The organism is Gordonia sp. LMA484, assembly GCF_058129505.1.
Genome location: NZ_CM176700.1, coordinates 2,700,011 through 2,720,202, shown reverse-complemented (window position 1 = coordinate 2,720,202; position 20,192 = coordinate 2,700,011). Strand labels below are relative to the sequence as shown.

The following is a 20,192-nucleotide window of genomic DNA, read 5'->3' as shown; positions in this document are numbered from 1 at the left end:
TACGCCGTCCGGTAGGTCAGCGGTCGGCACGGTCATCGATGAACCGGGCTGACCTGGTCCGAATGTGGTGTCGACGACGGCACCAGTCGCGCACAAGGTTAACACCAGCAGCCCAGGCAAACCTTGACGACATGACACACACCACCCCCTCTGCCATAACCCCCTCTGCGAAGATCACGAACACCACCACGACCGTTGGCCACTCGCCGGACCCGAACGACCTGCCCGGCCCGTTCCGGTCTCCGTCCTGGCCGACCCTTCGTCGCCTCAGCGGCGGATCACTCGCTGCGGGCGGCGCGGCCTGCATCGCCGGCGGCACACTGCACCCGATCGTCGCCGGGAAGGCCCATTCGGTGGATGCGCTGCTCGGTGCCGGCGCGCCCTGGGCACAGATCCTGCTCGCGGTCGGCACCACACTCCTCCTGCTGGGCCTCCCGGGCATGTACGCCTGGCTCGCTCCGCGTACCGGCGTCGCCGGGTTCATCGGGGTCGTCGCCTACTTCGTCGGCAACCTGGTCACCGCGACCGGCCATCTGACCGTCGAACTGTTCGTGGCGTACCCGTTCGCCCACGATCCCGCCAAGGCCTGGATCATCGCCGGCGACGACACGATGGTCGGCACCAGCGCGTTCGAGATGCTCAACACCGTAGGCGGTCTCGTGATGCTCGCGGGTCTGGGTGTGCTGGGCATCAGTCTGATCCGCAACCGGGCGGTTCCGGTGTGGATCGGCGCGCTGACACTCGTCGGGATGGTCGGGTTCATGCTCCCGCTGCCTGCGGTCGCGGGGATCTCCGGCTTCATCTACGAAGCGCCGCGGGGAATCGCGGTCATCGCCATCGGTGTGCTGATGATCCGCGATCGGCGGAGCGCAGGACTGCCGCGTCTGGAACACCCCTGACCGCCACGACATCAGGGCCGCTGCGCACCCCCGGCTGCGCAGCGGCCCTGATGTCTGCCCGCTCAGCTGCGGGACAGCCGGGCGAAACGAGCGAGATGAGCGTCGGCCGTACCGAACTCGTACTCCACGGCCGTGAGACGGCGGAAGTAGTGGCCGATCGCCAGTTCCTCGGTCATGCCCATTCCGCCGTGCAGCTGCACAGCGTTCTGGCCGATGAATCTCGCCGCCCTGCTGATGGTGGCCTTTGCCGCGGACACCGCCGCGGCACGCTCGGCCGCCGGCGCACCGAGCGTGAGGATCGCGTAGTACTGCGCGGCGACGGCCTGTTCCAGTTCGATGTACATGTCGACCATGCGGTGCTGTAGCGCCTGGAAACTGCCGATCGCTTGTCCGAACTGCTGACGCTGCTTGGTGTATTCGACGGTGTCGTCGAACACCTTTCGCATCGCGCCGACAGCTTCAGACACCACGGCCGCAGTCGCCTCGTCCCACGCCTGCTCGAGCAACGGAAGGGCATCACCTTCGGAGATCATGGAATCGGCGTCCACGACCAGGTCGGTGAAGGTCAGGTCCGCCGCACGCCGGTCGTCGATGGTTCGAACCGCGTGCATGGTCAATCCGTCGACCGTGTCTGAGGAGACGTCGACCAAGAACAATGACACGCCGTCGCGGTCCCGCGTGTCACCGGCGGTCCGGGCGCTGACGATCAGGTGATCTGCCAGCGGCGCCGTGGTGACGACGGCCTTGCTGCCGTTGAGAATCCAGGTGTCGCCGGAGCGCTCCGCCCGGGTGGTGACGTGGTTGAGCATGCCGCCCGAACCGTCCTCCACCGCAGCCAGCGCGGTGATCGCGTTGCCTTCGGCGATCTGCTTGGCCACCGCGAGTGCTCGCTGATGCCCGGTCCGCTCGAGAAGTCGCGCGCCGAGCACGACCGCGTCCACGAAGGGCTCGACCACGAGACCGTGACCGAGCGCTTCGGTCACGACCATCAGCTCTTCCGGTCCGCCGTCGTCGCCACCGACCGATTCCGGTAGGCACGCGCCGATCACGCCGAGTTCGTCAGCGAAGGCACGCCAGATCTCGGGTTGCCAGCCCGCACCGACCTTGGCGGCCTCGCGGCTTTCCTCGAGGTCATAGCGAGCGCCGAGAAATTTGGTCAGTCCGTCACGCAGGAGTTGCTGTTCGGGGGTGAGGGTGAAGTCCATGGTTGTCTGTGCTCCGTCGTCTCTCTAGCCCAGTCCCAGGGTGGCCTTGGCCAGGATGTTGCGCTGGATCTCGTTGCTGCCCGCGTAGATCGAACCCGCGCGGTCGTTCATGTAGAGCAGCGGTGCGACAGCCTGCCACGCCTCACCACTCACATAGCCATCACTGGGTGGCTCATAGCGGTTGATCGGTCCGCCCGGCGCCGCCGCATGCGGCTGGTAGACCCGGCCGTGTGGTCCGGCGGCCTCGAGGTCGAGTTCGGTGATCGCTTGGCTCAGCTCGGTTCCGATGATCTTCAGCATCGAGGCGAGCGATCCGGCGTCGCCGCCCGAACTCATCGCGGCGAGGGTGCGGTACTCGAGGACCTCGAGGATCTTTGCCCGCACGCGGGCGTCGGCCAGTTTCGCTGCGAACGCCGGCTCGTCGATGAGCGGTACACCCGAGGGTCCGGTGACCGATGCGGCGCGTTCCGCGATGTTCTCGCACGTCACCTGCAGTGCCGGCGCGACGGCGCCGCCACCTCGTTCGAAGATGAGCAGATACTTTGCGACGGTCCAGCCCTCGTCGACCTTGCCGAGCACGTTGCGCTTCGGGACACGGACGCCGTCGAAGAACACCTGCGCCTGGATCTGCTCACCCGACGCCATGACCAGGGGCTGGACCTCGATTCCGGGATCGGTCATGTCGATGAGCAGGAAGGTGATGCCCTGCTGCTTACGTTCCTGACGTGAGGTCCGGACCAGGCAGAAGATCCAATTGGCCTCGGCGGCATGGGTCGTCCAGATCTTGCTGCCGGTGACCACGAAGTCGTCGCCGTCACTGACGGCCGCCATCGAGAGCGACGCGAGATCGGAGCCGGCTTCGGGTTCGGAGTAGCCCTGGCAGAAGAAGACGCTGCCGTCGAGGATGCCAGGGAGGAAGAAGTCCTTCTGTTCCTGTGTGCCGAAGGCCATGATCGCGTGCGACACCATCCGAATACCCATGGGCGAGAGTGCGGGCGCACCCGCCAGCACGGATTCGCGGCTGAACAGGTAGTGCTGCCCGAGCGACCAGTCGCAGCCGCCGTATTCGACCGGCCAGGCCGGTGCGGCCCAGCCGCGCTCGTGCAGGATGGCCTGCCATTTCATGGATGCTTCGTGATCGGTGTAGACGCTGGTGCGCAGTCGCCCGGCGGCACGTAGTTCATCGGTGAGATTGGCCTCGAGGAACTCGCGAACCTCGTCGCGAAACGCGATATCGGCGTCCGACCATGTCATATCCATCTCGAGCTGTCACCCCTGTCGTCACTGACCCCACGCGGGCGCCACGTATCAAATATATCTGATCTGACGAATGTACTTCACCGACGCCCGTCGTAGGAAGGCCGGCCCGGGTCTGCGGGGATGCTCGTTCTGTGGGGGCGCGGGCCCGGGCGGCCGCTCAGCCCTTCTGGGTGGGACCGTCCGACTCCGTGTCGGGGCCCTCGGACTCCGTGCCGCGGCTCTCCGGGTTCTGTGCCGCGTCCAGGTTCTGCGTCGCGTCGCGGTTCTGCGTCGCGGATGTCGATCCGGCATCGGACTCGGCCGGCTCATCTGTCGCGGGTCCTGTCGATCCTGCAGATCCTGCCGTCGATCCCACGGATGCCGCCTGGGCGGCGAGTTCCTTGGGTGCCGACGACGCGAGCAGGACGTCCACCCACCGCGTGGACGGGTCGATGTCGATGAGCAACGCCTTCGACATGAGCGTCAGCGGCACGGCGAGGATCGCACCGAGCGGCCCGATGACCCACGCCCAGAACACAAGCGACAGAAAGGTGAGGGTGGTGGACAGTCCCACCGCGTCGCCCACGAACTTGGGTTGGATCACCGACTGGATGACCACGTTGATCACGCTGTAGACCGCGATGACCAGGAGCATCTGCTGCCATCCGCCATCGAGCAGAGCGAGAAGTGCGGGCGGGATGACCCCGATGACGAACCCGATGTTCGGGATGTAGTTGGTGATGAACGACAACAGGCCCCAGAGGATCGGGAGGGGAATCCCGATGGCCCACAGCGCGACCGAGTCGAAGACCGCGACGATCAGGCCGAAGACGGTCGAGACGAGAAGGTAGCTGCGAGTTCCGCGGGCGAACGAGCTGAACGCGGCGGCGATCTCGGGACGCTGGCCGCGGAGAACATTGATTCTCTTGTCGAACGAGATGGCGTCGGCGGACATGAACAGCAGCAGCGTGATCACGAGTATCAGGGCCGACGTCACCGACAACGTGCTCTCCAGTAGGGCGGTCACATAGCCGAGCGCCTTGCCCGGGTCCATGTGGGAGATCATGTCGTGCACCTTCTCCGGGCTGACCCCGTGATCGGTCAAGGTCTTCTGGAAGTTGTCGATCAGCTGCTGGAACTTGTCGGAGTACTCCGGCAGGATCGTCGCCAGCCGGGCGATGGAGAAGACCAGAGACCCGAACAGTCCCAACAGGATTCCGTAGACGGCGAGCAGCGTTGCGACGAACGCCAGCCACGTCGGCAATCCCTTTCGCCGGAGCCAGGCCGGGATCGGCTGAACCGCCACCGTCAGCATCAGCGCGAGGAAGATCGGGCCGACCAGGCCGGATACCGCCTTCATCCCGCCGACCGTCACGATCAGTCCGGTGATCGTCAGCAAGACGATCGTGCCGCGAGGGATCGACCAGCCGCTCGCCTCATCCGCGGTCGACCGCTTCGCCGACTGGTCAAGTGTCATACCCGGGCCTCTCTTTGCTTCTCGGTACGACCGTGGGTCTGGTGCGATCGGCCCATGGTCGGGCTGATCGTACCCCCGGGTGTGGCCGATGGCCTGGAAGGTGGACGGGTCAGCGGCCGGTCCAGCGTGGCGCCCGCTTGGACGCGAAAGCGGTGATGCCCTCAACGGTGTCCTGACTCACGAGCAGGCTGTCGAGCGCGGTCGACGTGGCCTCGATGGCATCGATCTCGTCGGCGATGCTCGCCGCCACGCTCATCGCCCGCAACGACTCTCGTGCGGACGTCGGTGACCCCTCGAGTATCTCCTGGGCCACTTCGCGTGCGAGGGTCATGACCTGGCCGGCGGGGGCGACTCGGCTCACCAGGCCGGCAGTCAGTGCCTCGGATGAATCCAGGCGCCGACCGGTGAGGATCATGTCCCGGGCGAGTGCCCCGCCCACCGCCGCGGGCAGGCGGACGAGACCGCCGGCGACCGCGGCCAGTCCGACTCTGACCTCGGGCAGACCAAAGGTGGCGCGTTCGTCGGCGACGACGATGTGACACGCCAGTGCGATCTCACAACCGCCGCCGAGGGCAAACCCGTTGACGGCGGCGATGATCGGTTTCGGTAGGTCTCGTCGGGAGGTCAGACCCGCGAACCCGTTCTTCGGGATCTCGAGCCCGGCGCCGGTGGTCTGGGCCAGGTCGTTTCCGGCAGAGAACGACTGGTCGCCCGCCCCGGTGAGGATGGCCACCCAGAGGTCCGGGTCGGCGAAATAGGCGTCGAAGATCTCGTCCAATTCGGCGTTGGCGGCTGCATGCAACGCGTTGCGGGCCTCGGGTCGGTTGATGGTGACCTCGAGTAGACGACCGTCGCGGCGCACCTCGACGTGGGAGTACTGATCGCGGAACGACGGAGTGCTCGGTGGGTGTCGATGCAGCATCGCCGCCCGATTCGTGAACACCCGATTGCCCTGTGACGATGATCGGGCGTAGACCCGGGCACCGATGGGATCGTCGCATGCGAGCAGTTCGAACATCGCGTCGTCGTCGGTGTTCACCGTGCCGACGAAGCGTGTGTCGTCGTCCAGCCGTCCGATGACGATGCCCTTGCGCCCGCCGTCCCTGCCGGGCACGACGGTGAACGATTCGACGACGGCGGGTCCGTCGGCGTGATCGCGTGCTCGCACGACCGGGGCCGCGTCCAGACGCTCCTGCACCCCGGCCGAGTCGCCGGGCCGCCAGTTCGCGGGGGACGCGCTGTAGACGCCGACCGAGGTCTTGCTGAGGATGCCGCCGTTGGCCACCACGAGTGCATGGTCGCCGCGCGACGTCCGGACCCGATCGACGGCCTCGGCGATGGCGTGCATCGAGTAGTTGTTGCCCGGACCGCCGAAGAACGGCAGCCCGCCCGTCAGGGTCAGTCCGCGGGGGTCGTCGTCGGCGAGCCCCAGGGGGTCGATGATGTTGGAGACCGCAATGGGAAAGCAGCTGTAGATGTCGAGGAACCTGACGCCGTCGAGGTCGACCTCTGCGACGTCGAGGGCGTGGCGGACGGCCGCCGATCCGGACGGGCCGGTGCTGAGGTCGGGACGCTGCATCAGTGTCCGCTCGCGGGTGTCGGCGTGTCCGTGCAGGAACACCCAGCGCGACGGATCGATCCCGAGGTCGCGCGCGAGGCCGACCGACACGATGACGGCGGCGGCCGCCTGGTTGACCTGATCTCGCGCAACGATCAGCCGGGTGAACGGATCGGCCACCATCCGATTGCCCTCACTCGGTGTGATCAGTTCGTCGGGTGTCCGCGACGTCGGCGCCGCCGCATGCCGATTGCCGGCGGCCACGCGTGACATGGGAGCGAACAGCTCTCCCATGGCCGCGGCGTAGTCGCTTCGCCCCAGGCCGATCCGGTGTCGCCGTGCATTCTCGAGCACCGCGTACTGCGTGACCGGTGCGATGAGTCCGTGACGGGCTTCCTGGTGGGAGGTGAGCCCGGCGATTGCGACGCCGCGGTCCTCGAGTTGACCACCGACCTGTTCGGCGTAGCTGGGCCGGCGCTCGTCAGCGACGGTTGCCGTCAGATGGCGAACCGTCGACATGATCTCGGCGCCGAAGAGTACTGCGGCCGACGATCGTTGCGCGTGGATCTCGCCGGCGAACTCGGTGAGCAGGCTCTGCGGACTCTGACCTCCGGTGACCCCGAGTACCGCTCGCCGCGGGTCCATCCCGATGCGCTTGGCCACCGCACGTGGCATGTTGTCGGGTCGCCCCAACGGGCTCGATGACAACGGGCTGGACTCCTCGAACGTCCGCACACCCACGACGGTGTCGACCTCGGCCGCGATGGTCGGCGCCGCGACACCGGAATCGGCGAGAGCTTGCTCGACGGCCTTCGCAGCGAGATCGGCCTCGCAGAGCGCCTGGTAGGCGGGATCACTGAGACGCTCGGACGCCTGCCCGACTCCGATGATGACCGGCGTGTTCGGGTCGAGGGCGCTGATTGGAACAGATCTCGGCATGTGTCCATTTAATCCGCCATCGGTCGCCGGTGGCGATACCGGCCCTGGGTTGCGGCCGAGGACAGGCGACAGCAGCGGGTTTGCGTGGTAAGAATAATTACAAGTAATCAAATGGTGAGGAGTTGCCATGACCGAGACCGAGACTTCTGTGAGCGGTTGGCTGACGGGACGCCTGCCCGACGATCTGTTCAGCGGTCCGCCCGAGGTGCGAGTGGATCGTGAGGAGATCACCATCATCGGGACCATCGCGGCCCCCGATGTGGACGAGGGCGCCGATGAGGCGTCGAAACGTCAGGCCGAGGCGGGGCGGATCTCACGGTTCCGCGAGTCCACCCGCGACGCACGGATCGAGGTTGCCCGCGAGGCCGAGCATCGGTTCGATCGCAAGGTTGCCTGGGGGGTGCGCTGCGGTGAGTCCTCGCAGTTGTTCACCCACCTCGCGGTGCCGGTCATGACCCGACTGCGCCAGCCGCAACGTCAGGTCCTCGACACGCTCGTCGCGGCGGGTGTCGCGCGAAGCCGCGCCGACGCCTTGTCGTGGTGCGTCAAACTTGTTGGACAACATACTGATTCGTGGTTGTCCGATCTCCGAGAGGCGATGGGCCGGGTCGACGAGGTCCGCGAGGCCGGTCCCACTCTCGACTGACGCTTGCCGTGCGGACCTCGGGGCCGATCGGCGGGTGCAATGGTTGCGAGTTATCGCTCCCTCGTTCGGGATTCGCTCCCTCGATCGAGGGAGCGAACGCGTAATGAGGGAGCGACGTCGGTCAGCTTCGCGACGGTCCTTCGCCGGCGCTCCGGACCTCCTCGGCCCCTGCGTCGTCACTACAGTGCGTCCATGTGCGCTACCGTGCAGCGATGACGCGGATGGCGCCCGTGGACGCGCGAACCCACTGGTTGTCGCGGGTGATCCCGAACGACCAGTTCTTGGTGTATTGCTTTGCGGATCAGGGTGATCCGCTGGGCTCGCTGGCTCAACACCTGCTCAGGCGCGCCGAGGACATCCCCGATCTGGGGCTGTCGGTGCTGGACGTGCCGGGGGTGCTCGACTACCCGCTGTGGGTGGGCTGCCCGATCACTGACGATCAGTTCGTGATCCATGGTGCGGTCGGTACCTGGGACGGATGTCTCGAGCGCATCGCCGCACTGACCGGCGACCAACTCGACCCGACCCGCCATGCCTGGCGTCTCCACTTGCTCGGTCCGGTGTCCGATGGCCCTTGTGGTGCCGGCGTTGTGGTGGTCCTCCAGATCAGCCACGCGCTCGGCGATGGTCGACGGGTGTCGAGGATCGCGCGGGAGCTGTTCGGCGGCGTACCGATCGGGGGCCCGCATCCTCGGTCGGCCGCCCGGTTCGCGCCGCCGCGACAGGCCATGGGTGCGGCGACGGCCGCCTGGGGGCTGGTGTCGATGCCGATGCACGTCGGCCAGATGCTCTGGCATGGCGCGACCGCATTCCGGGCGGTTCGTGACCGGCCGAGGGCACCCGGCGCAGGGTATGCGCCGACGGTTCTGAATCGGCAACCCGGACCCGACCGCGTTCTTCGGGTCGTGGTCGTCGATCGCGCAAGGTTTCCGTCGGGCCACACCGTCACCGTCGGTGCGTTGACCGTGATCTCGTTTGCGCTCGCCGCATACCTCGGCGGCGGTCCGGCCGATCCGATCGGTGCCGAACTGACCGTGGGCGGAAATCGACCATCCCGGTCACGCAACAACTTTCGCAATGTCGGAATCGACCTGCACTGCGACATCGCGGATCCGGGAACTCGTGCGCAGGCCATCGCCGAAGAGGTGGCGCGGGTCCGCGCTGCCGACGACGACCCGGTGCGACGTGCCGAGCGCGCCGCCGACGACGCTACGCCGGCCGTCCTGGCGTACTGGGGAACAAGGCAATTCGATCCCACCAGACGACCTGATCGGGTGACCGGAGTGACCGTCGTGTCCTCGGTGTACCGCGGACCGGCAGATCTGGAACTGGCCGGTGCGCCGATCCTGTTCAGCACCGGATTCCCCGCTCTGTCGCCCATGCAAGGACTCACCCACGGCGTGCACGGGACCGGTGAGACGATCGCATTGTCGATCACCACGAGCCCCGAGATCATGCCGGATGTGGACCGCTATGTCCGTCTGCTCGATGATGCGTTCGATCGCCTCAAGGCAATCGGGGCGGCTCAGCGTTCGTCGGATTCCCCGCGCGAGTAGCCGTTGCGTTCGGAACCGTCGGTGATCGACGGCGTTCCCGACGAGGAACCCGAGCCGCCCTTCGGACCCCGTGTCAGACGCTTCGGCAGACGCTCCGCGAGGCCTCCGAGTGGCGCGACCGTCTGGTTGAGCAATTCGACCGTCTCGGCGAGTTCGTGCACGGTGTCCTGCATGGCGAGCAGGTTCGGGGCGAGCTGCCCGATCACCTCGGTCAGTTCGGTGATCCGGTCGAGCGGACCGCCGGGTGCGATCGCGCGCTCCACGGCACCGTTCTCACCGACCAACTGGTCGAGGAGGCCGCCGTCGTCGGCCATGCGGTCGAGCACGCCGCCGGGGGCGGTCACCTTCTCCAGCACGCCGTCAGGAGAGGTCAGTTTGTCGACGATCCCGCCCTGCGAGGTCAGGCGCTCGAGGATGCCCTCGTTCTCGGTGAACTGGTCGACGACCCCACCCGGGCGGGTGAGCCGATCGAGAGGTCCGTCCTTGGCGCTCAGGCGAACGAGGATTCCACCTTCTTCGGTCATCTGGTCGAGGAGGCCGCCATGTGCGGTGAGCTTCTCGAGGAGGCCGTCCGGAGCGGTGAGGCGATCGATGACACCGTCGGGATTCAGCAGGCGCTCCAACGGGCCACCGGCCGCGAGAATACGGCCGAACGGCCGATCCGGGCTGAGCAACTCGGCCAGCTGATTGAGAAGCGCCAGGGGAGTACGCGCACCGCCGAGCCCCTCGGCGGAGAGCCCGAGGGCGTTGCCGACCTCGTGCTGGACGCTCGTCGCGGTCAGTCGGGTGATGGTGACCGCCGACTCCGCGGCGGTGAGCACCACACCGGTCACGGCGAAGCCGAGTCGAAAGGGCCACTCGACGACGCTGCGCGCGCCGTCGTTCTTCGAGTTCATGAATCTGACACTAGGTGATGTCAGGGTCGGGCGGGAGTGGCAACCGGATGATCGGGTCGAGCCGGCGACGACTCAGGCCTTCTTGGCGGCTTTCGCGGCCTTCTTGAAGTCGCGCACCTTCTGCAGTGATTCCGGGTCGGTCACATCAGCCACCGAACGGAAGCCGACCTTGCCGTAGTCACCCACCACCTTGGTCCATCCGGCGGGCTTCACCCCGAGCTGCTTGGCGAGCAGGGCGGTGAAGATCTTGGCCTTCTGGTCGCCGAATCCGGGCAGTGCGCGGAGTCGGCGGAACAGTTCGTCGCCGGTTTTCGCCTCGGTCCAGATGCGCTCCGTGTCGCCGTCGTACTCGTCGACGACCACTTGCGCAAGGGCCTGTACCCGTCCGGCCATCGAGCGGCCGTATCGATGAATCGCGGGCGGCGTGGCACACAGGTCCGCGAACGCATCGGGTTCGGCCGTCGCGATCGCGGCGGGGTCCATGCTTCCGAACCGGTCACGGATCTTCGCCGGTCCGGCAAAGGCACGCTCCATCGGGAACTGTTGATCGAGCAACATGCCGGTCAGCAATGCGAACGCATCGGCGGAGAGCAGCGCATCGGCCGCCGGGTCCTGCGCAATCTGGAGATTCGCCATGGGCTCATCTTAGAGACCCCTACACTCGGCCCATGGGGATCAGATGGAGGGGACTCGGTGTGGGCGTGCATCGGAGGCGGATCGGCGGTGTCATGCTCGCCGCTGTGGCAGCCGCTGTCGGTGGCCTCACGGTCGGTGCGAACACGGCTCAGGCGATCCCGGAGTACACCGAGCCGAACCTCGTCACCACCCTGCGCTGCGACAGCATCAATCCCTTGCCCGGGCCGCCGATCCCGGTTCATGTCGACGTGTTCAACCAGATTCCGCGCGCCGCCGACGGCCTCCCCGGACCGGCGATCTCGTTGATCGCCTCGAACCGCGCGCAGCCGGCGATCCTGGACTACACCATCGGAACCCGCGTCACCTGGCGCAATCTGGCCACTGGCCGGACAGGTTCGGTGACGGTGCCGAGCCGGGCGCGGACCGTCACCTGGCAGGTCGACCTGCATCCGGGACGTGGGCAGGTGGCGTTCACCATTCGCCAGAAGATCGGGCTGATGGTCGTGGTACCGATGGTCAACGCCCAATACTCGACCTGCAGCGGGCGGGCGTCGGCCTGATCTGACCCGGCGCGCCGGAATTCGATACCAAAAAGTGCGCAGAATTGCCACGGAACACCGCGATTCGGCTAGTAGCCTGACTAACGAACTCCGCCAACCACTGGCGGCACTCGATGGTGAGGACGTGGCTGATGTCGCAGGCGCACAATCCCGAAACCGCTGAGCAGCACACAGCGAAGGTCATCGGCGTGACGGTGGCCGCAGCGGTCGGTGGCTTCCTGTTCGGTTTCGACAGCTCGGTCGTCAACGGAGCGGTGAACTCGATCCAGGACACCTTCGGGCTGGCCGAACTCTTCACGGGCTTCGCGGTCGCCATCGCACTGCTCGGATGCGCGTTGGGGGCCTGGTTCGCCGGTCGCCTCGCCGATGTCTGGGGCCGAAAGCGGGTGATGCTGCTCGGTTCCGCGCTCTTCATCATCTCCGCGGTCGGAACCGCATACACCCAGACCGTCGGGGATCTGCTGCTGTGGCGCGTGCTCGGCGGCATCGGGATCGGTATCGCATCGGTGATCGCGCCTGCCTACATCTCGGAGATCTCGCCGGCGCGGTACCGGGGCGCGTTGGCGTCGATGCAGCAACTCGCGATCACCCTGGGCATTTTCGCCGCCCTGTTGTCCGACACGCTGTTGCAGAACGCCGCCGACGGTCCGGAAAACGATCTCTGGTGGGGTCTGGAGGCCTGGCGGTGGATGTTCCTCGTGGGCGTTGTCCCGGCCGTCGTCTACGGCGTGCTGGCACTGCTGATCCCGGAATCACCCCGCTACCTGGTCGGCAAGCACCGGGATGAAGAAGCAGCTCGCATCCTGCAGGACGTCACCGGCGAGGCCAACCCGCTCGAACGTGTCAAGGAAATCCGGATCACGGTGAAGCGTGAGGCGCGTACGTCGTTGAAGGACATCCGAGGACCGTCCTTCGGCTTGCATCCGCTGGTGTGGGTGGGCATCTGGTTGGCGATCTTCCAGCAGTTCGTCGGTATCAACGCGATCTTCTACTACTCGACGACCCTGTGGCAATCGGTCGGCTTCAGCACCGATCAGGCGTTCGTCACGTCGGTCATCACGTCGGCGATCAACGTCGGGATGACCTTCGTCGCAATCCTGTTCGTCGATCGGGTCGGCCGTCGTTTCCTGCTGCTCGCCGGTTCGGTCGGCATGTTCGTCGGTCTGCTCATGGCGTGTATCGCGTTCACCCAGGCCTCGTACAAACAGTCGGGAACGGTCGGTGACACCGTGTGTAACGCGGGCAACACGAATGCGGATTGTCTGACGCTGCCGGGCAACTGGGGTGTGGTTGCGCTCATCGGCGCCAACCTCTTCGTCGTGTTCTTCGCGGCCACCTGGGGTCCCGTCATGTGGGTCATGCTGGGCGAGATGTTCCCCAACCGGATTCGCGGCGTCGCGCTCGGGGTCTGCACCGCGGCGAACTGGGTTGCCAACTTCACCATTTCGATGTTGTTCCCCGAGATGAGCAAGGTTCTCGGACTCGGCTGGATCTACGGTTTCTTCGCGTTCTGTGCCGCGGCGTCGTTCTTCTTCGTCAGATCCAAGGTCGAGGAGACCAAGGGGATGGAGCTCGAGGACATGGACGCGGCCGCCGCCACCCGCCTGTCGAATTTCGAGGCCGTCCGCGCGGCCAAGGGCAGCCACGGCTGACCCGGCGGTCGTTTCAGCTGCTCCCGGGGTCGGTTTCGGCCGGCTCGCACAAGCCGGTCACCAGCAACCACTGTGCAGCGAAATAGCTTGCCAGGACCCATGCCTCACTCAGCGCGGCGAGGCGGCGGTCCCGGATCAGGTGCCGTCGATTGATGATCGTCAGATCCGACAGCAGAAAGAGCCAACCGCCGGCCCGCATCGTCGGCTGTGGACGCGTGATCGCGGCGGCCGTCGCCGACATCAATGCCAGGGTGTTGCCGTAGGCGCCCAGCACCGGTAACAGCCGGGGGCGATGGACCGCGAGCACGCTCGCCGACTCGGCCAGGATCGCCGTACGCGTGAGCATTCCGGTCGGCGTCGGACGTGCACCGCGACGGATCATGGCGCCGGCCGAGCAGAGTTGTGCCCCCGCGAAGAGGGTGGCGCCGACCTGTAGATGTCGGTCCTTCTCGGCGGTGTCGTCGGCGAACTCCTCACCGAGCATGGCGCGATCACCGGCCACCGAGAATGCGATCGCACCGGCGATCAGCGCGTTGTCGATCGCTCTGCGACGTCGGAAGCCCTGTGCGGCATGGACGCCCAACAGGAGAAGTGGAACCGGTTTGGTGAACTCGGCCGGCCGACGCTGATGGAGGGCGCCGGCCGCCGTCGCCGCCGCCGCGGCCGCCACGTAGGCGAACGCTGTGGTGCGTCGCGTCAGTGCTCGGCGGCGGGGATCGGCGACCCTCACCTCGCCAGCCGCGAGACGAACCAACGGATGTCGGTGTCGGACAACGCTTCGGACTGCTGCTGGTTGATCGCCAGGTATGTGCGGGCGGTGACGCGGCGGTCGGCGGCCTGCGCGTCGTTGAGATAGCGCAGGGAGAGCGGCACGATGACGGTCTGGTCGAACAGGCTCTGAGTCATCATGACCGGTCGGGTGAACCCCTTGATCGGAATCATATGGGTACGGGAGACCGCGTCGAGGAGTGCCGTGTTGCCCGCCAGCGGTTGGCTGAACAGCGAGCCCAGCGATGTGCCCGCGATCTCGTCGGTCAGGTCGTCCGCACAGACCCCGGCAGCACGGTTGAGCCAGTCGATCCCACCCCGGGTGAGGTACGGATCCAGCTTGACACTCGGGTGGGCATTGCGAATCGCACTGAGCGTGAACAGGATCTCCGCGGACACGCCGGCGGGCATCGTCCCGGTCGTCGGACCGAGGTTGCCGATCAGCGTGTCGAACTCTACGGGCACCGACGACGCCGCGGACCCACGATAGTCCAGGGTGGGCCCCTGATACCGGGTCGCCTGTCGGGCCAGTTCGATGGCCGCGGCCGCGCCCTGCCCTTCGCCGACGACCACCCATCGGCGGGCGAGGCCGTCGGCGACGTCACGGCCCGCGCGGACCGCGTCGACGATGTTGTGAGCCGTCGTATAGGTGTCGAAATACTCCGGCGTGCCCTGCGTTCCCAGTCCGGCGTAGTCGGGGATCACCACTGCGTACCCGCGATCGACCCATCGCCCGATCTCGGCGCTGTCGTCCTGGGTCGGGCGTGCGGACGGCGCGCACTGGTCGGCGATGCCGCGACTGCCGTGCGCCCACACCACGATCGGCCAGCCGCCCTTCGGTGCGCGCCCGCCCGGGACCTGGACAGCGCCGGTCGACAGCCGTGGGCGACCGTCGGTGCCGGTGCTCCAGTAGGTGAAGGCATCACCGGAACCGGCCCGCGGTACGAGGCGGTTCCTCGGCAGGTCGCGGTTGGCGAACACCGTCCCGGGTTGTGCGCCGGCGGGTGCCGGAGCGGGTGCCGCGACACCGGCGGCATCAGTGGCGGCCAGGGGTGTCGGTGCCGCGGTCGCGACACCGACGCTTCCGCAGATCAGGGTGAGGGCCACCGGTAGGGCGGCGGCCGCGGATCGCACCACCCGTCTGTGGCGAGCGAGGCGTCGGCGGGACGGAAAGGTCTGCATGGGGTCAGGTCCGGTTCGAGTGAAGGGAGAGGTCAGGCCTCGACGATGCCGACTGCGGGCAGGAAGTAACAGGTCCGGCCGCCGTTGGTCGCCGTCCCGTAGACCGCGGACAGCACGGTTCCGTTTCCGGTCTTGACCGGTGTGAGCCGGACTCCGGACAGCAACGGGACGAGCTTGAGAACGGGCGCGTTAGTCACGGGTTCGAGATCGGCGAATCCACCCTGCATCGTGCTGACATTGAACCAGGCCACCTGCATCTTGCCGTCCGAGGCGGTGCCGGCCTCGGCGGGCACGAACGCGTAGGCGGTCTGCCCGTCGTCGACCAGGTTGAGCTTCGGCATCGTGATGCCGAACAGCGCCTGAAGGGGGGCGAGGGGTTCGGTGGCCATCGGCCAGGGGCCCGGAACCGCGCCCGCACCGGCGGTGACGAGGCCGAGCGGGTTGTCGGCGGTCGGTGCGGCGCAGAAGGGTGCCACGGACGGGCTGAGTGGCTGTACGCCCAATGTGCGAAGAATCGCCATCGGGTCGGTCCCGGCGGCCGGGGCGGCGGCGCCGCGTGCGGCGACCTGATCGGCCGACAGTTGTCCGACGCTGGTGATGATCGCCTGCGCGGCGTCGAGCGCCATCCGGTCGACTCCGGCGTCCTTGAGCATCCGCACCGCGGCGGCCAGCTCACTGTCATAGGGGATGGCCGGGATGGTCAGCGTGTCCGGCGCGACCAGCGGTTCCGCGGCAGACATGGCCGGAGCGGACACCAACGGCCCACACAGTGCCACGGCGGCCGCCGCGGCGATGCCGACGGCACCGGCCCGCAGTCGGTGCGGGCGACGGTTCGTGTGTGGCGCAGGGGTGCCGGACATGGCGTTCTCCTTCATTGACCGGGACCCGCCGGGGTGGGACCCCGCCGGTGTTACTCGTGTTGCAGATGTTGCTCAAGTTACAAGAGAGCACGATGTGGTGCCAATCGGCAAGTCGTGAGTCCTACCTGTGACGTCGCCGCGACCAGGAGGCGACCGGACGGCCGATTTCTGGTCTTTGCGCAGGTCAAAGTGTGTTCTGGATCACGTTCCGATCAGGTTGCGTCCGGGGGTCCGGGTGCGCTGGGACGACAACACCCCCGGCCGTGGCGGGCCGGGGGTGTCGTGCGGGCGATCGCGGAGCGCGATCAGACGATGGCGATCAGACGATGGCGAGACCGATGGTCGGCACGATCGTGCAGGAGTTGATGCGCTTGTCGTTCTTCGTGGTGACGTCGCCGTAGATGGTCGAGATCACGCGTCCCTTGCCGGTTTTGGCGATGGCGGTGAAGGTTCCCGGGCCGTCCTTGACGTTGATCTTCGGATTGCGCTTCAGCTGGGTCTGGCCCGAACGACCGTTGTCGATGTTCAGCCAGGTCACCCACAGCTTGCGGTTCGGGTTGTTGATCGCGGGGCCGGTGCCCAGGCTGGTGTAGACGTAGCCTGCCTCTCCGCGCTTGGGGCCGGGCGCCGGAGCGTCCTGCGGGCCCGCGGTGAGCAGGGCCCGTCCCAGCGAGTTGCCTCCGGTCGGACTCCCGTTGCCGGGCATGCAGCCGAAACCGAGCGTCGGGTAGAGGAATTCCTGGATCTTCGGGGCGCCGGGCCCCTGTGGGATCTCCGGTTCACCCGGCTTGCGTTCGGCGGCCTTCTGGCGCACCAGTGCCACGCGTCCTGGCTCGCCGAGGAAGTCGATGACCTCCTGCCAGATCTCCTTGACCTGCGGCGGCAGGCCGGGCGTGGCCGCGAAGGACTTGGCCTGCTCGATGAGCTTCGGGCTGATCTTGCCGTCCGGGCCCTTGGTGGCGACCGCGCCGATGATCGCCGGTGCGAAGGCGCCCATCGAGTCGAGAACGTTCCGGTCGACCTTGAGGTTGCCGGGTGTGAACTGCTCGGCGGCGGGTGCGGGGGCGCCGTGGGCGACGGCGGGCAGCCCCAGCGAGGTCGCGGCCGCGATGCTGATCGCCACCACCGCGGCGCGCCGTACTGGGCTGGCCGGGCTGTGAATTCGGCGGGAGCGCAGGCTCTGGAGTACAGGCAGACGCACTGTTTCCGGTCCAATCGGTCGTCGGTGTGGGCCGGTCGTGGCCACACACTCCGCGGTCAGTGACTCCGACGCCGGATCGGCGTCGCGCGTCATTCTATGCATGCCTCGATCGTGGGCACTGTCCAGGGAGCCTAACGCCCCGCGGTGTGACTCCTGAGGTTATTGATGCAATTGTTACTCATGGGATCAGCGTCCGCCCGTTCGTGCCGTGGCCGAGGAACTGGTTAGATCAACCCGTGGTGAGACGACGTGCGAGGCGAGCCCGGCGGATCGGGCACAGTGTCGGTATGCGTACGTATGTGATCCGAAGCGCCGTGGTGGTGGCCACCCTGGCGGCCCTCGCCACCTCTCTCGTCGGCTGCGGTGATGATTCGGAACCCGGGGCCGAGGTCACCTTGCTGACCCACGACTCCTTCACACTCCCGGACTCGGTCTTCGACACGTTCCGTCAGGAGACGGGTATGACGCTGAAGGTGGTCAAATCCGGCGACGCGGGACAACTCGCGTCGACGGTGTCGCTCACACCCGGATCGCCGAAGGCGGACGCGGTCTACGGCATCGACAACACCTTCGCGTCGCGCCCGATCGACGCCGGTGCACTGGAGCCGTATGCGTCGCCGCTCGCAGCGAACGGCGCTGCCGACTACGCGATCCCGGGATCGAACAACGAGTTGACGGCAGTCGATCGCGGCGACGTGTGCCTCAATGTGGACGACAACTGGTACGCCACCCACGACGAGCAACCACCGAAGAGCTTGCGGGATCTGCGTGACCCCAAGTATGCGGCGCAGACCGTGCTCCTCGATCCCGGTACGTCATCGCCCGGCCTGGCGTTCCTGCTCACCACCATCGGTGTCTTTCCCCAGGGGTGGCAGCAGTACTGGAAGACGGTGACCGACAACGGTGCCACCGTCGTGTCCGGATGGGAGATCGCATACAACCAGTTGTTCTCGGCAGGCGAGGGCAAGGGCGACAAGCCGATCGTGCTGTCGTATGCGTCGTCGCCGGCGGCCACCCCGGGCACCTCGGCGCTGCTCGACAGTTGCTGGCGGCAGGTCGAGTACGTCGGCGTTCTCAAGGGCACCGACAACGCCGCGGGTGCGCGCAAGCTCGTCGACTTCATGCTCAGCCCCACCCTGCAGGCGGCGCTGCCCTCGTCGATGTATGTGTACCCGGTGCAGAAGGGAACCCCGTTGCCCGACGGCTGGGCGCAACGCGCGCCGGTGCCCTCGTGGACGGTCAGCCTGCCACCCGCGTACGTCGCGCAGAATCGGGAGATGTGGCTGCAGCAGTGGCGCGAGGCCGTCGGACGGTGACCGCCGGACGGCTGGGCGCACTCGCGCTGCGGGTCGTGCCGGCCGCGTTCATCCTGGTCTTCTTCATGTGGCCGCTCGGGGCGCTGGTGAAGCGGGCTGTCGACGTGCGCGCAGGCGTCGGGGTGGGCGAGTTGCTGCGACGAACCCATGCGCTGGATCTGTTGGGGTTCACCCTGTATCAGGCGGCGCTGTCGACCCTGCTCGCCGTGGTGGTCGCCGTGCCCATGGTCTGGTTGATCGCGCGGGTGAACGTGCCGGGCTCGATGCTGATCACGGTCATCGTGACGGTGCCGTTCGTCCTGCCCACCGTGGTGGTCGGTGTCGCGTTCCGGGCGTTGCTCGACGGCCCGCTGGCCTTCGCGGACATCAGTACCGGTCTGTGGCCGATCCTGCTGGCGCATGCCTTTCTCAACGTGGCAGTGATCGCACGTGTCGTCGGGGCCGCGTGGCGGTCGCTGGATCCACGGCTCAGTGAGGCCGCCCAGACGCTCGGCGCGAGTCGGGCGCGGGCCTTCGTCGACGTGGTCGCACCCCGGCTCGTCCCGGCCGTCGGCGCGGCTGCTGCTCTCGTGTTCCTGTTCTGCTCTACGAGTTTCGGCGTGATCATCATTCTGGGCAACGGCGAGATCCGCACTCTGGAGACCGAGATCTACACGCAGGCGATCGGCTACTTCCGTATTCCTGAGGCCGTGGCGCTCTCCATGGTGCAGGTCGTCGTGGTCGTCGTGGCACTACTGCTCACCCGGGTGTTCTCCGAACCCGGCGGCGCCTCCGGTGCCCGACCGGCCGAGACCAGGTTCCGGCCGCATGGCCGTCAGTGGATTGCCGTGGGCGCCGCGCTGATCTGGACCGTCGTCGTGCTGGTGGGACCCATCGCGGTGCTGGCCTTCCGATCGGTGCGGCCCGGTGCCGACGGCGCGTGGACTCTTGACGGCTATCGCGCCCTGTCGGAATCGGTGAACGGGGTGACGCCGCTGGCCACCTTGCGCTACTCACTCGGCACGGCGGCGTTGGCGATGGCCATCGCACTCGTGGTCGGCCTGCTCGCGGCCGTCGCGATGCACCGCTCCCGTGGAGTCTGGGCGGCCGCCGGAACCGTCGTCACGACCATTCCGCTCGGCGTCAGCGCGGTGACCCTGGGCTTCGGCTACCTCATCGTCCTGGCCGCCCTACCGTCCCGGATCGCGAGTTCGCCACTGGTCATCCCGTGCGTCCAGGCGTTGATCGCGATTCCGGTCGTCGTACGTATCGCAGTGCCCGCGCTGATGTCGGTGCCGGGGCGGCTGCGTCAGGCCGCGGCCACCCTCGGTGCGGGTCCGATGCGGGTCTTTCTCACCGTCGACCTGCCGTTGATCGGCCGATCGCTTTGTGCTGCAGGCGGTTTCGCTTTTGTCATGGCGCTCGGCGAGTTCGGTGCGACGAGCTTTCTGGCCCGCGCGGACACCACCACGCTGCCGGTGCTGATCGGTTCGGCGCTCAACCGGCCGGGCGCGGAGAACCTGGCCACCGCGATGGCCGCGTCGATGTTGCTGGTCGGGGTGACCATCCTCGCGGTCGTGGCCGTGGAACTGTTGCGACCACGGAGCGGAGCGGTGCTCTGAC

The 20,192-nt window shown here is 67.2% G+C and carries 17 protein-coding genes; 7 read left to right on the top strand and 10 right to left on the bottom strand.

The window, feature by feature from the left end:
* Nucleotides 1–131: 131 nt before the first annotated feature.
* Nucleotides 132–899: a hypothetical protein gene (locus tag AC4AMJ_RS11920; RefSeq protein ID WP_489918130.1), complete on the top strand. Its 768-nt coding sequence runs from the start codon at nucleotides 132–134 to the stop codon at nucleotides 897–899.
* A 62-nt stretch (nucleotides 900–961) separates the two neighbouring features.
* On the opposite strand, the gene AC4AMJ_RS11915 is transcribed toward AC4AMJ_RS11920, so the two are convergent.
* From AC4AMJ_RS11915 to AC4AMJ_RS11900, 4 genes are all read right to left on the bottom strand, one after another.
* Nucleotides 962–2,104 (bottom strand): acyl-CoA dehydrogenase family protein, encoded by a 1,143-nt coding sequence (locus AC4AMJ_RS11915; protein WP_489896449.1) that lies wholly within the window; start codon nucleotides 2,102–2,104, stop codon nucleotides 962–964.
* A gap of 24 nt (nucleotides 2,105–2,128) precedes the next feature.
* The gene (locus tag AC4AMJ_RS11910; RefSeq protein WP_489918129.1) at nucleotides 2,129–3,364 is read right to left on the bottom strand and encodes an acyl-CoA dehydrogenase family protein; all 1,236 of its coding nucleotides are present in this window, start codon (nucleotides 3,362–3,364) and stop codon (nucleotides 2,129–2,131) included.
* A gap of 157 nt (nucleotides 3,365–3,521) precedes the next feature.
* Nucleotides 3,522–4,820 carry an AI-2E family transporter gene (locus tag AC4AMJ_RS11905; protein WP_489896447.1) on the bottom strand — a complete coding sequence of 433 codons (1,299 nt, stop codon included), beginning with the start codon at nucleotides 4,818–4,820 and terminating at the stop codon, nucleotides 3,522–3,524.
* Between the two features lie 109 nt (nucleotides 4,821–4,929).
* A complete protein-coding gene (locus AC4AMJ_RS11900) occupies nucleotides 4,930–7,317 on the bottom strand; it encodes an acetyl-CoA acetyltransferase (RefSeq protein WP_489918128.1) in 2,388 nt (795 codons plus the stop codon).
* A gap of 127 nt (nucleotides 7,318–7,444) precedes the next feature.
* On the opposite strand from AC4AMJ_RS11900, the gene AC4AMJ_RS11895 reads away from it, so the two are divergent.
* Together AC4AMJ_RS11895 and AC4AMJ_RS11890 are read left to right on the top strand one after the other, a co-directional pair.
* The gene (locus AC4AMJ_RS11895; protein ID WP_489918127.1) at nucleotides 7,445–7,963 is read left to right on the top strand and encodes a hypothetical protein; all 519 of its coding nucleotides are present in this window, start codon (nucleotides 7,445–7,447) and stop codon (nucleotides 7,961–7,963) included.
* Between the two features lie 212 nt (nucleotides 7,964–8,175).
* Entirely contained in the window at nucleotides 8,176–9,519 is a 1,344-nt protein-coding gene (locus AC4AMJ_RS11890; protein ID WP_489918126.1) for a WS/DGAT domain-containing protein, read from the top strand.
* On the opposite strand, the gene AC4AMJ_RS11885 is transcribed toward AC4AMJ_RS11890, so the two are convergent.
* Together AC4AMJ_RS11885 and AC4AMJ_RS11880 are read right to left on the bottom strand one after the other, a co-directional pair.
* The gene (locus AC4AMJ_RS11885; protein WP_489918125.1) at nucleotides 9,489–10,415 is read right to left on the bottom strand and encodes a hypothetical protein; all 927 of its coding nucleotides are present in this window, start codon (nucleotides 10,413–10,415) and stop codon (nucleotides 9,489–9,491) included. The genes AC4AMJ_RS11890 and AC4AMJ_RS11885 overlap by 31 nt on opposite strands.
* A 72-nt stretch (nucleotides 10,416–10,487) precedes the next feature.
* On the bottom strand, nucleotides 10,488–11,051 hold the full coding sequence (locus AC4AMJ_RS11880) for an HhH-GPD-type base excision DNA repair protein (RefSeq protein WP_489896442.1): 564 nt from the start codon (nucleotides 11,049–11,051) through the stop codon (nucleotides 10,488–10,490).
* Nucleotides 11,052–11,083: 32 nt separating this feature from the next.
* On the opposite strand from AC4AMJ_RS11880, the gene AC4AMJ_RS11875 reads away from it, so the two are divergent.
* Both AC4AMJ_RS11875 and AC4AMJ_RS11870 read left to right on the top strand, forming a co-directional pair.
* Nucleotides 11,084–11,611: a hypothetical protein gene (locus tag AC4AMJ_RS11875; protein WP_489918124.1), complete on the top strand. Its 528-nt coding sequence runs from the start codon at nucleotides 11,084–11,086 to the stop codon at nucleotides 11,609–11,611.
* Nucleotides 11,612–11,742: 131 nt separating this feature from the next.
* The gene (locus tag AC4AMJ_RS11870; protein ID WP_489896440.1) at nucleotides 11,743–13,263 is read left to right on the top strand and encodes a sugar porter family MFS transporter; all 1,521 of its coding nucleotides are present in this window, start codon (nucleotides 11,743–11,745) and stop codon (nucleotides 13,261–13,263) included.
* 13 nt (nucleotides 13,264–13,276) lie between these two features.
* On the opposite strand, the gene AC4AMJ_RS11865 is transcribed toward AC4AMJ_RS11870, so the two are convergent.
* The 4 genes from AC4AMJ_RS11865 to AC4AMJ_RS11850 all read right to left on the bottom strand — a co-directional run bounded on the left by AC4AMJ_RS11865 (nucleotide 13,277) and on the right by AC4AMJ_RS11850 (nucleotide 17,376).
* The gene (locus AC4AMJ_RS11865; protein WP_489918123.1) at nucleotides 13,277–13,993 is read right to left on the bottom strand and encodes a lysoplasmalogenase family protein; all 717 of its coding nucleotides are present in this window, start codon (nucleotides 13,991–13,993) and stop codon (nucleotides 13,277–13,279) included.
* Entirely contained in the window at nucleotides 13,990–15,213 is a 1,224-nt protein-coding gene (locus AC4AMJ_RS11860; RefSeq protein ID WP_489918122.1) for a lipase family protein, read from the bottom strand. Before AC4AMJ_RS11860 ends, AC4AMJ_RS11865 begins: the two co-directional genes overlap by 4 nt.
* A 32-nt stretch (nucleotides 15,214–15,245) precedes the next feature.
* Nucleotides 15,246–16,073: a hypothetical protein gene (locus AC4AMJ_RS11855; RefSeq protein WP_489918121.1), complete on the bottom strand. Its 828-nt coding sequence runs from the start codon at nucleotides 16,071–16,073 to the stop codon at nucleotides 15,246–15,248.
* A gap of 319 nt (nucleotides 16,074–16,392) precedes the next feature.
* Nucleotides 16,393–17,376 carry an Rv1157c family protein gene (locus AC4AMJ_RS11850; RefSeq protein WP_489918120.1) on the bottom strand — a complete coding sequence of 328 codons (984 nt, stop codon included), beginning with the start codon at nucleotides 17,374–17,376 and terminating at the stop codon, nucleotides 16,393–16,395.
* A 185-nt stretch (nucleotides 17,377–17,561) separates the two neighbouring features.
* On the opposite strand from AC4AMJ_RS11850, the gene AC4AMJ_RS11845 reads away from it, so the two are divergent.
* The gene (locus AC4AMJ_RS11845) at nucleotides 17,562–18,590 is read left to right on the top strand and encodes a thiamine ABC transporter substrate-binding protein (protein WP_489918119.1); all 1,029 of its coding nucleotides are present in this window, start codon (nucleotides 17,562–17,564) and stop codon (nucleotides 18,588–18,590) included.
* Nucleotides 18,554–20,191, top strand: a complete 1,638-nt coding sequence (locus tag AC4AMJ_RS11840; protein WP_489918118.1) for an ABC transporter permease — start codon at nucleotides 18,554–18,556, stop codon at nucleotides 20,189–20,191. The genes AC4AMJ_RS11845 and AC4AMJ_RS11840 overlap by 37 nt, the downstream gene beginning before the upstream one ends.
* Nucleotide 20,192 lies beyond the last annotated feature (1 nt).